Here is a 14,723-nt window from a genome sequence, read left to right as displayed (position 1 = left end):
GGTTGATTTTCCCATGCATCAGTATCTGATCGAACTTGCATCCCTGATGGCGATCTTCTTTTTCGCGATCGTTTCTCCCGGCGCCGATCTGGCGATGGTCATGCGTCAGGCCATGGTGCATGGGCGCAAGCAGGCCATCATCACCAGCTTCGGTGTTGGCACATCCCTGATGTTCCACGTCACCTATACGATCCTTGGACTTGGTCTCATCATTTCCCAGTCGATCTATCTCTTCAACATCGTCAAGTGGTTGGGTGTCGCCTACTTGATCTATATCGGCATCAAGGCGCTGCGCGCCGGCAAGACCGAATTGCCGGCTGCGGAAGGCGAAGATGGCGTTCGGGCCAGAAGCGGCCAGACTGCATTGAAGGCCTTCACGCTCGGTTTTGCCGCCAACGCGCTTAACCCCAAACCGGTGTTTTTCTTCCTGTCGATCTTTTCGACGGTGGTTCACGCGCATACGCCTGTTGGCATCAAGTTCGGATATGGGCTCGTCATGGCAAGCTGCCTTATCCTGTGGTTCGTCGGCGTCAGCCTGTTCATGACGACGCCTCGCATGCGCGCAGCTTTTCAGCGCGCCAGCCAATGGATCGACCGCACCAGTGGCGTGGTCTTCATCGCTCTCGGTATAAAACTCGCAACGGAAAAAGCGGCCTGAGTTTCAGGTCAAACGGAAGCAGGGCGGTTCAAAATCCTGCCCGCAATCAATCAGGAACAGAAACATGGCATATGATGTAGTGGTAATCGGTACGGGTCCCGGCGGTTATGTTTGCGCGGTCAAGGCGGCACAGCTTGGCTTGAAGGTCGCAGTGATCGAAAAGCGCGCGACCTATGGCGGCACCTGCCTCAATGTCGGCTGCATTCCTTCCAAGGCATTGCTGCACGCTTCCGAAACCTTCGCGCATGTGGCCCATGGCGTTGATACGCTTGGTATCGAAGTCGCCGCTCCGAAGCTGAACCTCGAGAAGATGATGGGGCACAAGGACAGCGTGGTGAAAGCCAATGTCGACGGCGTTGCCTTCCTGTTCAAGAAGAACAAGATCGATGCCTTCCAGGGCACGGGCAAGGTTGTATCCGCCGGCAAGGTCTCCGTCACCAACGACAAGGGCGAGAGCCAGGAAATCGAAGCCAAGAACATCGTCATCGCCACCGGTTCTGATGTTGCTGGTATTCCCGGCGTCCAGGTGGATATCGATGAAAGCGTCATCGTTTCCTCCACCGGCGCGATTGCGCTTTCCAAGGTTCCGGAAAAGCTCATCGTGGTGGGCGGCGGTGTCATCGGCCTCGAGCTTGGTTCGGTCTGGTCGCGTCTTGGCGCGAAGGTCACCGTCGTCGAATATCTCGACACCATTCTCGGCGGCATGGATAGCGAAGTCTCCAAGCAGGCTCAGCGTCTGCTCGCCAAGCAGGGTCTCGATTTCAAGCTCGGTGCCAAGGTGACGGGCGTTGAAAAGACGGGAACTGGCGCAAAGGTGGTGTTCGAGCCGGTCAAGGGTGGCGCGGCTGAAACGCTGGAAGCCAACGTTGTGCTGATCTCCACCGGTCGCAAGCCCTACACCGAGGGTCTCGGCCTTGCGGAAGCCGGTGTCGTGCTCGACAGCCGCGGCCGTGTCGAAATCGACGGCCACTTCAAGACCAATGTGGATGGCATCTACGCCATCGGCGACGTGGTGAAGGGCCCGATGTTGGCACATAAGGCGGAAGACGAGGGCGTCGCTCTTGCGGAAATTCTTGCCGGCCAGCGCGGCCATGTGAACTACGATGTCATTCCGGCCGTGGTCTATACGCAGCCGGAAGTCGCTTCCGTCGGCAAGACGGAAGAAGAACTGAAGGCCGCTGGTATCGCCTACAAGGTCGGCAAGTTCCCCTTCACCGCCAATGGTCGCGCCCGCGCCATGCAGGTGACTGATGGGTTCGTGAAGATCCTCGCTGACAAGGAAACCGACCGGGTTCTCGGCGGCCATATCGTTGGTTTCGGCGCTGGCGAAATGATCCACGAGATCACCGTGCTGATGGAATTCGGTGGTTCCTCGGAAGATCTCGGCCGTACCTGCCATGCGCATCCGACCATGTCGGAAGCGGTGAAGGAAGCGGCGCTGGCAACTTTCTTCAAGCCGATCCATATGTGATTTTAGCCAATATTAAATTTCAGCCATAAAGCGAACCCCGGCTTGCAATGCAGGCCGGGGTTCAGCATATTTGCGCCATAGCCTGTCTAACCTTTTGATAAAAGGCAATAAAATGGCGTCCTCCACTCAAGTTTCCTTCTCCGTTCCGCAGCGTATCCTTCACTGGACGATGGCGCTTCTGATCTTTTTCAACCTTCTGTTTCCAGATGGCATGGCCCATGCGTATCGGTTGATGCGGCGGGGTGAAACGCTGACGCCGGAACAGATCTCCTCGGCCAATATTCACGCGTATGTCGGCTTTGCCGTCCTGTCCCTTGCGGTTCTGCGCCTCTGTCTGCGGTTTTTCCAGGGTGTGCCGCCGCATCCCGCCAATGAACCGCGCGCTTCTCAAATCGCCGCGAAGGTCGCGCATTTCACCTTTTACGCGCTGTTTTTTGCCCTGCCATTGTCGGGCATTGCGGCCTATTATTTCGGCGCGCGAGTAGCAGGAGAATTGCATTCCGGGCCGTTCAAGGGGCTGATGTGGGTGTTGATCGCCGGCCACGTCGCCGCAGTTCTGGTTCACCAGTTCTACTGGCGCACCAATGTTCTGAAGCGTATGACGCACGGCTAAAGCACTACGCTTTTCCAAAAGCGAAAACGCTCTATCTCTCTGTCTCTTCGTATTTTCTGAAGCTAAACCCGCTCGAATTGCCATTAGCGGCGGTTTGTCACGTTCCCGGATGATCGGAAATAGTGATGATGAGCCTCGCCACACAAGGCGGCAATGAGGTTATGGGATGCGGGACAGCGAAGACATATTGCCGGGCGCGGACTGGCGGGATTGCTTTGAAGGAGAGATGGTGACGGCCGCATCGAGTTCACTCGATGTGAGCAGACTTCTCCTCGATCATCCTCCGGCATGGATCAGCGGCCTTATGGCGCTTCGAAACCGTCTCGTATCGCTTTTCGGTCTCAGAACGGTCGAGCTGGCGGCGGGTACTTCGGCGGGCGGATTTCCAGTGCTGTCGTCTACTGCGGACCGGACCGTGCTCGGCTTCGACGACAACCATCTCGATTTCCGTATCGTCGTCGATGTGGAACAGGAGCCTGGTCGGCAGATCGTGAAGGTCACTACTATCGTCCGGCGCAAGAACCTGTTCGGGCGTCTCTATCTTTTCGTCGTCGGGCCGTTTCATCGTCGCATCGTGCCGGCGACGATGCGGCCGTTTTGCGCCAATGTCCGCCCCGTCAAGACCGGAGACGAGTGGATCAGTCGACCCGTGTGAGGGTAAAGCCCTGCGCACGCAGGAGTTCAATTACGCCTTCTTCGCCCGGCAGGTGCAAAGCGCCGACGGCCATGAAGACATTGCCTTTGGCAAGCTCAGGGGCCGATCGCTCCGCCATGACGTGGTTGCGATCGGTGATGATGCGTTGCTCGAAGGCGGCGTAGCCTTGGTCATTTTCAGACGCTTTCTTGGGATCGATGCTCTTCAGCATGGGCATGGTCATGCCGATATCACCGCTGACATAAAGATCGGTCATTGTCGTCATGATGTCGTCCATGCGGTCGCCCAATTCGAGCGTTTCGATCAGCGCCTGCAGATGAAATTCCATTGGCAGCTCAGACATGGCCGCAAGCTGCTCCACCATGGTCTCCAGCCCGACAAGATGCTTTCCGTCCGCGACTGCATCTTCAGCGAGCTTCTTGTCAAGGAAAGACAGGCCAGTGGCCTTGCGGGCAAATTCGCAGGCGGGAAGGGCGACGAAACTCGACAGCATCCATGGCTTCATGCGCGAAACGGCACTCAGCGGAATGCCGCGCTCCTTAAGACCTTTTTCAAGGCGTGCGACATTTTCGGGTGACAGGATGTCGGTGATCGACTTGCCGTCCAGAAACATGGTGAGGTCGGGTCTTGTCAGCAGCGATGCCGCAATTTTCTTGTCATCGACGATTTCGTCCGATTCCACGATGACCGTCGCGGCTTTTTCAAACGCGGGTGTTGCGGCGGCTGGCATGCCGAGAACACGTGGATCGGTGACATGCATGGTGCCGAGAAGAAAGGACGGCGCCGTTCCAGCTTTTTCGATGCGCCAGAAGTTGCCCTTGCCGTTCGGTATAGCTGCCGCTTCCTGTTCGATCTTCGCGAAGCTCTGCGGGTCGCTCTTGCGCATCTCCACGAGAATATCGCTGCCCGTGCAGCTTATCTCCTGTTCGGCGGCTTGCGCCTCACCCAACGATAGCAACGTTGCGAAGAGGATTGCGACAGCAGTGACGTGCAGCGCGGCGAGCAACCATAGCAGGGTGTCGCCGGTCTTGCCCATCAGGGTGGTGGTGAGATTTTGTGGCTTTATCAGGCTTTGCATAGGTACCATCCGGTTCTAGTCCACTTATAGAACGGCGGCTTGGACGTCTGATTAATGACTATGGTTAAGCATTTCCTGCTTCATGCGCGCGGGTGGGCATTATCGTAGATTTCCAGCAATCTTGCGGTATCGACGCCGGTATAGATCTGCGTGGTGGAGAGGCTGGCATGGCCGAGCAGTTCCTGAATGGTGCGCAGGTCGCCGCCGCCGGCCAGCAGATGGGTGGCGAAGGAGTGGCGCAGCGCATGCGGTGTGGCGTTTTCCGGCAGGCCGAAAGCGCCACGCAACTTCTGCATCTCGCGCTGGATGATGGCAGGTTGCAGCTTGCCGCCGCGCGCGCCGAGGAATAGCGGCTGGTCGGCAGCCAGATGATAGGGGCAGAGCTTTTTGTAGGCCTCAACCGCTTCCGTTACCACCGCCAGCAAAGGCACCATCCGGGTCTTGTTGCCTTTGCCGGTGATGCGAAGGCTGCGGGCGTCGGGCGTGAAATCGGCCGGAGCCAGCCCGAGCGCCTCGGAGATGCGAAGACCGCAGCCATAAAGAAGCGAGAGAACCGCAGCGTTTCGGGCGGCAATCCATGGCTCTTCATTCAATTGCGCCTCGGTGGTGGTTATTTTCAGCGCCTGCCGGTCCGTCAGCGGTTTCGGCAGAGATTTCGGCTGTTTCGGCGAGCGCATGGCGGTGGCCCCGGCCGCATTCACCAGACCTTTCTTTTGCAGATAGTGGAGAAAGGAACGCAGGCCCGCCAGATGCCGCCCCAGCGAGCGTGCGCCGGCGCCTTCCCTGCGACGACTGGCCAGAAAGGCGCGAAGATCGACCGGGCGCAGATCGGCGATATCGGCGATTGAAGCTGGCTTGCCGATGTAACCGGTGAGGAATGTCAAAAACTGGCGAGTGTCGCGCTCGTAGGCCTCGACGGTATTGTCCGCAAGGCGGCGTTCACCGGCAATCGCGGCAAGCCAGGATTGGCGCTCGTTCAAGAGATCGGGTGTGGCAAAAGTCAGAATTTCGGTCACGGGGCGCTCCATTCCTCTCCCAACGCTATGCCCTTATGGTCAGTATTTGGTTAAGGCTCGCGCCTGGGCTTCGCATCTGGCGTGGACTTTACCGGGGTCAGCCATTACATCCGGGCGGTTTCCTTTTTCATTCCGCCGGGGCATGTTCGCCACATCATGGCAAAAGATCCGTCCGATCTGTTTGGGGCTCTGTTCGACCCGCCGTCGCTCACGCGCACGGTGCCCGTTCTCGTGCCGATGCCGGCGCCTGGACCCTACAGTTATGCCGTGCCTGACGATATGGTGGTGGAGACCGGCTCCATCGTTCAGGTGCCGCTTGGACCACGGCAGGTCTTCGGCGTGGTGTGGGACGATGCAGGAGAGAAGAGCGTCGATCCGAAAAAGCTGCGGCCCATCACCAAGAGTTTCGAGTGCCCGCCGCTGAAAGCGGAAATGCGGCGCTTCATCGACTGGGTTGCCGCTTACACGCTTTCTCCGCCCGGCCTTGTGGCGCGCATGGCCCTACGCGCCCCCGCCGCCTTCGATCCCGAGCCTATGATCGAGGGGCTGCGGCTGACCGAAGGCAGGCCGGAGCGGCTTACTCCCGCCCGCGAGAGAGTGATGGAACTGGCGGCCGAGGGCCATGGCTGGACGAAGAGTGGCCTTGCCCATGCCGCCGGCGTTTCTACCAGCGTTGTCGATGGTCTGGTCAAGCAGGGCGTATTCGAGACGGTTTTTCTGCCCGCGCCGCCCGTTGTGGCCGAGCCTGATCCTGACTATGCCGAGCCGCGACTGGAAGGCCCACAGAAACAGGCGGCATCGGAAATTCTCGAGGATGTGCGCAAGGGTGGTTTCCATGTTTCACTGATTGATGGTGTGACCGGCTCCGGCAAAACCGAGGTCTATTTCGAGGCGGTGGCGGAAACGCTGCGACAAGGCAAGCAGGTCCTCATCCTGTTGCCGGAAATCGCGCTGACGGCGGCCTTCCTGGATCGCTTTCACGACCGCTTCGGCGCCAAGCCGGCGGAATGGCATTCTGACCTGTCGCCGCGCATGCGCGAAAAGGTCTGGCGACAGGCGGTGACGGGTGAGGTGAAGGTGGTGGCCGGCGCGCGCTCGGCGCTGTTCCTTCCCTTCGACAATCTCGGCCTCATCATCGTCGATGAGGAGCATGACCCGGCCTACAAGCAGGAAGACCGCGTCTTTTACAACGCCCGCGACATGGCGGTCGTCAGAGCCCGGATCGGGGATTTCCCGGTGGTGCTGGTCTCCGCTACGCCGTCAGTGGAAAGCCAGGTCAACGGCAGTTCTGGCCGCTATAACACCATCCATCTGCATACGCGCTTCGGCGATGCGGCGATGCCCGATCTGCATCTGATCGATATGCGTCGCCATCCGCCGGAAAGGGGAGGGTTTCTTTCGCCGGTTCTCCTGCGCGGCATCGGCAAAACCATCGAAAAGGGCGAGCAGTCCCTGCTCTTTCTCAATCGTCGCGGTTACGCGCCGCTGACGCTTTGCCGGGTCTGCGGTCACCGTTTCCAGTGCCCGCAATGTTCGAGCTGGCTGGTGGAGCACCGGTTCCGCAATCAACTGCAATGCCACCAGTGCGGTCACAACGAGCCGACGCCGGACCATTGCCCGGAATGCGGCACCTTCGATCATCTGGTGGCCTGCGGGCCGGGGGTAGAGCGGATCGCCGAGGAGGTGGAGAAACATTTTCCCGAGGCCCGCACCATCGTGCTCTCCTCTGACCTGATGGGCGTCAAGCGGCTGCGTCTGGAGCTGGAGGCGATCGTAAAGGGAGAGGCGGACATCGTCATCGGCACGCAGCTGGTTGCCAAGGGGCACAACTTCCCCCTTATGACGCTTGTCGGTATTGTCGACGCCGATCTCGGGCTTGCCAATGGCGATCCGCGCGCAGCGGAGCGAACGTTCCAGCTGCTCTCGCAGGTGACCGGTCGCGCCGGGCGAACCGGGCTGAAAAGCCACGGCCTGTTGCAAACCTACCAGCCGCAACACCCTGTCATGCAGGCAATCGTGTCCGGTGATGCATCTGCCTTTTACGAAAGGGAGATCGTGGAGCGTGAAAAAGCCGTTCTTCCGCCTTTCGGACGGCTTGCCTCAATCATCGTTTCCGCCGATACGCGTGCGGAGGCCGAAACCCATGCGCGGGGTTTAAGGGCGGCAGCACCGCAGGTTACGGGCATCATGCTGCTCGGCCCGGCGGAAGCGCCGCTGGCGCTTATCCGCGGCCGGCACCGTTTTCGCCTGCTGGTGCATGGGCGGCGCAATTCCGACATGCAATCCTTCCTTCGAACGCTTCTGGCCAATGGCCCGAAGGAACGGGGCAGCGTGCATGTGCAGCTCGATATCGATCCGCAAAGTTTCCTTTGAACTTTATCAATGGGGACGTTTTCCCGCTGTCATGACCGTGTCATAACGCAGCAGGCAAAAATGATTTGGGGAACGAGATGGAGTTTTATTTTCCCGCCGAATTCGGCGAGCAGCTGGCCTTCGGCGCTGCGGTGGTGTCGGTCGTGATCGGCCTCTTTTTCATGTTTGCACCAGGCGCTACTCTGCGTGCCTTCGGTCTGCAGGCGATCGGCGAGCGCCGGGATGGTTACGCGCTTGTGCGCTCGTCGCTTGCCGGTTTTTATCTCGGCCTCGGTGCTTCCGCCCTGCTTCTGGCGCAGCCCATGGTCTATCTCGCCTTCGGTGCGGCTTTCGGTCTAAGCGTGTTCGGCGGCATTCTCTCCATTCTCTCGGATGGAGGCGCAACAGTGCGGAATTTCATACTTCTGGTTGTACACCTTCTGTTGTCTGCACTGTCGTTGAGCTACGTGTTCGGACTGGTCTGAGACGGGCTTTTTGGCTTTTGTGCCGCACCTGCGGCGCATCCTGGGCGGAATCGGAAAATTTAAACGCATTCCCCCTTGCCCAAACGGCGCTTTCCGCTATTACGCGTGTTGCGAGTCCCGGCGTCCTATGCTAGACGGACCGCGAAATTGGGAAAAGGCAGGGGGGAATTCCGGTCTTTTTCGGGGAAATTGAAACGATTTCAAGAATTTGATGCGGAGGATCCCCCTCGCTGATGTTCTTGGACGATTAGCAGGGAAAAAGTGCCCGTGGCAGATACCTCCCATGGAACATCCGGTGTAGCCGAAAGGTATGCATCGTCGCTTTTCGAGCTTGCTTTGGAAGCGGGTGCGGTCGAGGCAGTTGGAGCCGATCTGGACAGGTTCGGCGCACTTCTCGATGGAAGTGACGATTTGAAGCGTCTGGTTGCGAGCCCGGTGTTTTCCGCCGAGGATCAGTTCAAGGCAATCACCGCAATCTGCGAGAAGGCCGGTCTTGCCGGTCTTGCTGTCAATTTCCTCAAGGTCGTTGCGAATAACCGCCGTCTGTTTGCCGTTCCCGGCATGATCCGCGCCTATCGCTCCATTGCTGCTGCCCATCGCGGCGAAATTACCGCCGAGGTCACCTCGGCACATGCGCTCGACGAAGCGCAAGAAACTGAACTGAAGGCGGCGCTGAAGAGCGTTACCGGCAAGGATGTGACGGTTTCCGTTACCGTTGATCCTTCGATCCTCGGTGGCCTGATCGTCAAGGTTGGTTCTCGCCAGATCGATACGTCTCTTCGCACCAAACTTTCCACCCTTAAGCTTGCACTGAAAGAGGTTGGCTGATGGATATCCGCGCCGCGGAAATTTCCGCAATTCTGAAAGATCAAATCAAAAATTTCGGCAACGAGGCGGAAGTCTCGGAAGTCGGTCAGGTGCTTTCCGTCGGTGACGGTATCGCCCGCGTCTATGGTCTCGACAATGTTCAGGCCGGCGAAATGGTCGAGTTTCCTGGCGGCGTTCGCGGCATGGCGCTCAACCTCGAAGCCGACAACGTCGGTGTGGTTATCTTCGGTTCCGACCGTGCCATCAAGGAAGGCGACACCGTAAAGCGGACTGGCGCTATCGTTGACGTTCCGGTTGGCCCGGAGTTGCTCGGCCGCGTCGTTGACGCCCTTGGCAACCCGATCGACGGCAAAGGCCCGATCAACGCCGCCAAGCGTTCGCGCGTTGACGTCAAGGCTCCCGGCATCATTCCGCGTAAGTCGGTTCATGAGCCGATGTCGACCGGCCTCAAGGCTATCGACGCCCTCATCCCGGTTGGCCGCGGCCAGCGCGAGCTCGTCATCGGCGACCGCCAGACCGGCAAGACCGCGATCATTCTCGACGCGATCCTGAACCAGAAGGCCATTCACGACAATGGTCCGGAAGGCGACAAGCTTTATTGCGTCTACGTTGCTATCGGCCAGAAGCGTTCGACCGTTGCCCAGCTTCGTAAAGGTTCTGGAAGAGCGCGGCGCCCTGCAGTATTCGATCATCATTGCTGCCACGGCTTCCGACCCGGCTCCGATGCAGTATCTGGCACCGTTTGCCGGTTGCGCCATGGGCGAATACTTCCGTGATAACGGCAAGCACGCCCTCATCGGTTATGACGACCTTTCCAAGCAGGCCGTTGCTTACCGTCAGATGTCGCTTCTGCTGCGCCGTCCTCCGGGCCGCGAAGCTTATCCGGGCGACGTCTTCTACCTTCACTCCCGTCTTCTGGAGCGCGCTGCAAAGCTCTCCGACGAAATGGGTGCTGGCTCGCTGACGGCTCTGCCTGTCATCGAAACCCAGGGCAACGACGTTTCGGCCTTCATTCCGACCAACGTGATCTCGATCACCGACGGCCAGATCTTCCTTGAAACCGACCTGTTCTACCAGGGTATCCGTCCGGCCGTTAACGTCGGTCTGTCGGTTTCGCGCGTTGGCTCTGCCGCCCAGATCAAGGCGATGAAGCAGGTCGCCGGTTCGATCAAGGGTGAACTTGCCCAGTATCGCGAAATGGCCGCCTTCGCCCAGTTCGGCTCGGACCTTGACGCTTCCACACAGCGCCTGCTTAACCGCGGTGCCCGCCTGACCGAGCTTCTGAAGCAGCCGCAGTTCTCTCCGCTCAAGACGGAAGAGCAGGTCGCGGTGATCTTCGCCGGTGTCAACGGTTATCTCGACAAGATCCCGGTCGCGCAGGTCGGCAAGTTCGAGCAGGGTCTGCTCTCCTACCTCCGCTCGGAAGGCAAGGCGATCCTCGACACCATCCGCACGGAAAAGGCAATCAGCGACGATACCAAGAGCAAGCTCAAGGGCGCTCTTGATAGCTTCGCGAAGTCTTTCTCGTAATTAGGGCTCTTTTACTCGGACGGATAACGGATGCCTTCACTAAAGGATCTGAAAAACCGCATTGCCTCCGTAAAGGCGACGCAGAAGATTACCAAGGCGATGAAAATGGTCGCCGCGGCGAAGCTTCGGCGCGCCCAGGAAGCTGCGGAGGCCGCCCGGCCTTATTCTCAGCGCATGGGCGCCGTTCTTGCCAACATCGCCAAGGCGGTCGAGGCGGACGTCGCTCCGGCGCTGATGACCGGCACCGGCAAGGACAACGTGCATCTGCTCGTTGTCTGCACCGCTGAACGTGGTCTTTGCGGCGGTTTCAACTCGCAGATTTCCCGTTTTGCCCGCGATCAAGCCCGCAAGCTGATTTCCGAAGGCAAAACGGTCAAGATCATCACGGTCGGCAAGAAGGGTTACGACAGCCTTCGTCGCGAATTCGCAGCTAATATCATCGAGCGCATCGAACTGCGCGAAGTGAAGAAGGTCGGTTTCGAAAACGCCGACCAGATCGCCAAGAAGGTGATCTCCCTGTTCAATGCGGGTGAATTTGACGTCTGCACGCTGATCTACTCGGAATTCAAGTCCGTCATCAGCCAGATCCCGACCGGTCTGCAGCTTATTCCTGCCGCAGTCCCTGTTGTGGAAGAGGTTGAGGCAACGCAGAGCGCCGTCTACGAATATGAGCCTGATGCGGCTTCTATTCTGGAAGACCTTATTCCGCGCAACATTTCGGTTCAGGTTTTCCGGGCTCTGCTCGAAAACGTTGCCGGTGAAATGGGCGCCAAGATGAGCGCGATGGACAACGCAACGCGCAATGCCGGTGATATGATCAACAAGCTGACGCTTTCCTACAACCGTCAGCGTCAGGCTCAGATCACCAAGGAACTCATTGAAATCATTTCGGGCGCGGAAGCGCTCTGAGGTAAGGAAAGAGGGTAAGGATAATGGCTAAGGCAGCTACCCCCAAGAAAACCGCAGCGGTGAACGGCGCGGGCAAGGTTACCCAGGTTATCGGCGCTGTTGTCGACGTGGCGTTCGAAGGCGAACTGCCTCCGATCCTCAACGCGCTCGAAACCGATAACAACGGCAACCGCCTCGTTCTGGAAGTCGCTCAGCATCTCGGCGAAAACGTCGTACGCACGATCGCCATGGACTCGACCGAAGGTCTCGTCCGCGGTCAGGTCGTCGCTGATACGGGCGCCCCGATCGAGGTTCCGGTCGGTCTGGAAACGCTCGGCCGCATCATGAACGTCATCGGTGAGCCGGTTGACGAAGCAGGTCCGATCGTAACGGCCAAGAAGCGCGCCATCCACCAGGACGCACCGTCTTACGTCGAGCAGTCGACTGAAGGCCAGATCCTTGTTACCGGCATCAAGGTCGTTGACCTTCTGGCTCCTTACGCCAAGGGCGGCAAGATCGGCCTGTTCGGCGGCGCTGGCGTTGGCAAGACGGTTCTCATCATGGAACTGATCAACAACGTCGCCAAGGCGCACGGTGGTTACTCGGTATTCGCCGGCGTGGGTGAGCGTACCCGCGAAGGTAACGACCTCTATCACGAAATGATCGAGTCGAACGTCAACAAGCTTGGCGGCGGCGAAGGTTCCAAGGCAGCTCTCGTTTACGGCCAGATGAACGAACCGCCGGGCGCCCGCGCTCGCGTCGCTCTGACCGGTCTGACGATCGCTGAAAACTTCCGCGACGAAGGCCAGGACGTTCTGTTCTTCGTGGACAACATCTTCCGCTTCACGCAGGCTGGTTCGGAAGTTTCGGCTCTTCTCGGCCGTATTCCTTCGGCTGTGGGCTATCAGCCAACGCTCGCAACCGACATGGGCCAGATGCAGGAACGCATCACCACCACGAACAAGGGTTCGATCACCTCTGTTCAGGCGATTTACGTTCCCGCCGACGACTTGACCGACCCTGCGCCGGCCACTTCGTTCGCGCACCTTGACGCAACGACGGTTCTGTCGCGTTCGATCGCAGAAAAGGGTATTTACCCGGCTGTTGACCCGCTCGACTCCACCTCGCGCATGCTCGACCCGATGATCGTCGGTGAAGAACACTACGAGGTTGCCCGTAAGGTTCAGTCGACCCTGCAGCGCTACAAGTCCCTTCAGGACATCATCGCCATCCTCGGCATGGACGAACTGTCGGAAGAAGACAAGCTGACGGTTGCCCGCGCCCGTAAGATCGAGCGCTTCCTGTCGCAGCCGTTCTTCGTTGCCGAAGTCTTCACCGGTTCTCCGGGCAAGCTCGTCGCACTCGAAGACACGATCAAGGGCTTCAAGGGCCTGGTCAACGGCGAATACGACAGCCTGCCGGAAGCAGCTTTCTACATGGTCGGTTCGATGGAAGAAGCCATCGAAAAGGCAAAGAAGCTGACTGCTGAAGCTGCCTGATTATGAATTGGCGGGCGCGCGGTTCGACCACGCGCCTTGCCGACGATGACGGTGAAACCGGAACGGCTTTGCCGGCGTTTTAATAAAAGTCCGTGACGCCCGCGTAATTGAAAAGAAGTGAATAGCCATGGCTGACAGTTTCAAATTCGATCTCGTTTCCCCGGAACGTCTGCTCGTTTCCGAAACGGTTACGGAAGTCGTCATTCCGGCTACGCTGGGTGAGATGACGGTTCTGGCCAATCACGCGCCCACCATGACGACGATCAAGCCGGGCTTGGTGACGGTGAAATTCGCCTCTGGCGAAACCCATAAATACGTCGTTTTCGGTGGTTTTGCCGATATTCTTCCGACAGGTTGCACGCTTCTCGCCGAATCCGCTGTTTCGGCTGACGATATGTCCCCTGACACGCTGCAGAAGCGCATCGATTTGGCCAAGGCCGAAATCCAGGAAGGCAATCATCACCACGAACATCTGACCAAGCTTGAAAAGCATCTCTACGAACTGACGAACCTGCATGAGGTTCTCGTCGCCGCTTGAAAGCACCGGGCGGGTTCGAAAGAATGACTGTCCACACAATACCCAAAACAGAAAGCGGCCGTTTCGGTCGCTTTTTTGTTCTCGGCCACTGCCTGTTTTCTTAAGCAGGCAGAAAATCTGAGTTGTCGTTCCAGTAGAAGCGCCTCGGTCCGCTCATTACGTTTGCGGAAATCGATTCCGATTTTCAGGGCGATAGGCTAGACATGAGGGTGAAAAGTAACATCGCTGTTGTCGATCGAGAGCAGACGAGAAGTCATGTTTCTTGTCATGGAGGGATGATCGCCGTGTCGATAGAAGCCAGTTATCGAAGGGTCGCAAGATCCGCGCTGCGACAGGGCGTCCTTAGCACGGGTGAGCGCGCCGTGCCGGAGGAGGTGCCGGTTGCCTTTTCTTACGGCGGCAGCACCCATGCCGTGATGATGGCTAGTCCCGCTGATCTTGTCGATTTCGCCGTCGGCTTCAGCCTGACAGAGGGCATCATTTCGGCACGCACCGAAATCCGGGCGATAGAGGTCATTGAAGCCGGGCAGGGCTATGATGTCCAGGTGGATCTGATGGACGCCGAGGCCGATGCCCTGCGGGCGAGACGGCGGCATATGGCAGGTCCGGTTGGTTGCGGTCTGTGCGGGATCGAATCCATAGAACAGGCGGTTCGCGTGGTCCCCGATCTCAGCGGCGTGAGAATGTCGATCCACGGTGATGACATCGTTGCTGCGGTGAAAGCACTGAGCGACGCACAAAGCCTCAACCGCGAAACGAGAGCCGTTCACGGTGCGGGTTTTTATAGTCCTCAAGATGGTTTGCTTGCGGTGCGCGAAGATGTCGGTCGCCACAATGCGCTCGACAAGTTGGCCGGTGCTGTCGTGAATGCCGGTATTTCCGCCAAGACAGGCATTGTTGCCGTCACCAGTCGCCTGTCGGTGGAGATGGTTCAGAAGACAGCGATCCTTGGTAGTCCGGTTATGGCAGCAATTTCGGCTCCTACCGCGCTTGCCATCGAAACTGCCGAGAGTGCGGGCATCACGCTTGTTGCGCTGGTGCGGGGTGAAGACTTCGAAATCTTCACCCGTGCGGACCGTGTTATTTTATAATGCCAGTTGCCGGTCGGCATT

The 14,723-nt window shown here is 58.6% G+C and carries 13 protein-coding genes and 1 pseudogene; 12 read left to right on the top strand and 2 right to left on the bottom strand.

The features are described from left to right. The first annotated feature begins 13 nt into the window (after positions 1-13). The 4 genes from RBH71_RS25300 (at position 14) to RBH71_RS25285 (ending at position 3,397) form a co-directional block, all read left to right on the top strand. Complete coding sequence (locus tag RBH71_RS25300; protein ID WP_003516732.1) at positions 14-658, top strand: LysE family translocator; 645 nt, start codon at positions 14-16, stop codon at positions 656-658. A 64-nt stretch (positions 659-722) separates the two neighbouring features. Next, the gene (gene lpdA, locus RBH71_RS25295; protein WP_003516734.1) at positions 723-2,129 is read left to right on the top strand and encodes a dihydrolipoyl dehydrogenase; all 1,407 of its coding nucleotides are present in this window, start codon (positions 723-725) and stop codon (positions 2,127-2,129) included. Between the two features lie 112 nt (positions 2,130-2,241). Further along, on the top strand, positions 2,242-2,742 hold the full coding sequence (locus RBH71_RS25290; protein ID WP_003516735.1) for a cytochrome b: 501 nt from the start codon (positions 2,242-2,244) through the stop codon (positions 2,740-2,742). A gap of 166 nt (positions 2,743-2,908) precedes the next feature. Then, on the top strand, positions 2,909-3,397 hold the full coding sequence (locus tag RBH71_RS25285; protein WP_003516737.1) for a DUF2867 domain-containing protein: 489 nt from the start codon (positions 2,909-2,911) through the stop codon (positions 3,395-3,397). Here RBH71_RS25285 and RBH71_RS25280 read toward each other — a convergent pair. Together RBH71_RS25280 and RBH71_RS25275 are read right to left on the bottom strand one after the other, a co-directional pair. Then, positions 3,381-4,475, bottom strand: a complete 1,095-nt coding sequence (locus tag RBH71_RS25280; protein WP_003516739.1) for a TraB/GumN family protein — start codon at positions 4,473-4,475, stop codon at positions 3,381-3,383. The two genes, RBH71_RS25285 and RBH71_RS25280, sit on opposite strands and share 17 nt — an antisense overlap. An 80-nt stretch (positions 4,476-4,555) precedes the next feature. Next, entirely contained in the window at positions 4,556-5,503 is a 948-nt protein-coding gene (locus RBH71_RS25275; RefSeq protein WP_035252387.1) for a tyrosine recombinase XerC, read from the bottom strand. Between the two features lie 144 nt (positions 5,504-5,647). On the opposite strand from RBH71_RS25275, the gene RBH71_RS25270 reads away from it, so the two are divergent. From RBH71_RS25270 to fdhD, 8 genes and pseudogenes are all read left to right on the top strand, one after another. Further along, positions 5,648-7,864, top strand: a complete 2,217-nt coding sequence (locus tag RBH71_RS25270; RefSeq protein ID WP_323687545.1) for a primosomal protein N' — start codon at positions 5,648-5,650, stop codon at positions 7,862-7,864. A 77-nt stretch (positions 7,865-7,941) separates the two neighbouring features. Next, positions 7,942-8,328, top strand: coding sequence for a phage infection protein (locus RBH71_RS25265; protein WP_003516743.1), 387 nt, complete (start codon positions 7,942-7,944; stop codon positions 8,326-8,328). Positions 8,329-8,589: 261 nt separating this feature from the next. Then, on the top strand, positions 8,590-9,156 hold the full coding sequence (locus RBH71_RS25260) for a F0F1 ATP synthase subunit delta (RefSeq protein WP_173739219.1): 567 nt from the start codon (positions 8,590-8,592) through the stop codon (positions 9,154-9,156). After that, a pseudogene (gene atpA, locus RBH71_RS25255) lies at positions 9,156-10,686 on the top strand (F0F1 ATP synthase subunit alpha). Before RBH71_RS25260 ends, atpA begins: the two are co-directional and overlap by 1 nt. A 30-nt stretch (positions 10,687-10,716) precedes the next feature. After that, positions 10,717-11,595, top strand: coding sequence for a F0F1 ATP synthase subunit gamma (locus RBH71_RS25250; RefSeq protein WP_003516748.1), 879 nt, complete (start codon positions 10,717-10,719; stop codon positions 11,593-11,595). Positions 11,596-11,618: 23 nt separating this feature from the next. After that, positions 11,619-13,073, top strand: coding sequence for a F0F1 ATP synthase subunit beta (atpD, locus tag RBH71_RS25245; protein WP_003516750.1), 1,455 nt, complete (start codon positions 11,619-11,621; stop codon positions 13,071-13,073). 127 nt (positions 13,074-13,200) lie between these two features. Then, positions 13,201-13,611 (top strand): F0F1 ATP synthase subunit epsilon, encoded by a 411-nt coding sequence (locus tag RBH71_RS25240; protein ID WP_003516751.1) that lies wholly within the window; start codon positions 13,201-13,203, stop codon positions 13,609-13,611. Between the two features lie 275 nt (positions 13,612-13,886). Next, positions 13,887-14,702 carry a formate dehydrogenase accessory sulfurtransferase FdhD gene (fdhD, locus tag RBH71_RS25235; protein WP_003516752.1) on the top strand — a complete coding sequence of 272 codons (816 nt, stop codon included), beginning with the start codon at positions 13,887-13,889 and terminating at the stop codon, positions 14,700-14,702. The last annotated feature ends 21 nt before the right edge of the window (positions 14,703-14,723 follow it).

The sequence above is a fragment of the Rhizobium sp. AN68 genome, assembly GCF_030758035.1.
In the GTDB taxonomy this organism is placed as follows: Bacteria; Pseudomonadota; Alphaproteobacteria; order Rhizobiales; family Rhizobiaceae; genus Agrobacterium; species Agrobacterium tumefaciens.
The sequence above is the reverse complement of the archived record's forward strand: the minus strand, read 5'-3'. Positions and strand labels throughout refer to the sequence as shown.

What these genes read in the sequence shown, in the direction of transcription:
- RBH71_RS25285 (WP_003516737.1), top strand. Translation starts at nt 2,909, where the DNA reads ATGCGGGACAGCGAAGACATATTGCCGGGCGCGGACTGGCGGGATTGC.
- RBH71_RS25250 (WP_003516748.1), top strand. Translation starts at nt 10,717, where the DNA reads ATGCCTTCACTAAAGGATCTGAAAAACCGCATTGCCTCCGTAAAGGCG.
- atpD (WP_003516750.1), top strand. Translation starts at nt 11,619, where the DNA reads ATGGCTAAGGCAGCTACCCCCAAGAAAACCGCAGCGGTGAACGGCGCG.
- lpdA (WP_003516734.1), top strand. Translation starts at nt 723, where the DNA reads ATGGCATATGATGTAGTGGTAATCGGTACGGGTCCCGGCGGTTATGTT.
- RBH71_RS25270 (WP_323687545.1), top strand. Translation starts at nt 5,648, where the DNA reads ATGGCAAAAGATCCGTCCGATCTGTTTGGGGCTCTGTTCGACCCGCCG.
- RBH71_RS25265 (WP_003516743.1), top strand. Translation starts at nt 7,942, where the DNA reads ATGGAGTTTTATTTTCCCGCCGAATTCGGCGAGCAGCTGGCCTTCGGC.
- RBH71_RS25240 (WP_003516751.1), top strand. Translation starts at nt 13,201, where the DNA reads ATGGCTGACAGTTTCAAATTCGATCTCGTTTCCCCGGAACGTCTGCTC.
- RBH71_RS25280 (WP_003516739.1), bottom strand. Translation starts at nt 4,475, where the DNA reads ATGCAAAGCCTGATAAAGCCACAAAATCTCACCACCACCCTGATGGGC.
- RBH71_RS25300 (WP_003516732.1), top strand. Translation starts at nt 14, where the DNA reads ATGCATCAGTATCTGATCGAACTTGCATCCCTGATGGCGATCTTCTTT.
- fdhD (WP_003516752.1), top strand. Translation starts at nt 13,887, where the DNA reads ATGATCGCCGTGTCGATAGAAGCCAGTTATCGAAGGGTCGCAAGATCC.
- RBH71_RS25275 (WP_035252387.1), bottom strand. Translation starts at nt 5,503, where the DNA reads ATGGAGCGCCCCGTGACCGAAATTCTGACTTTTGCCACACCCGATCTC.
- RBH71_RS25290 (WP_003516735.1), top strand. Translation starts at nt 2,242, where the DNA reads ATGGCGTCCTCCACTCAAGTTTCCTTCTCCGTTCCGCAGCGTATCCTT.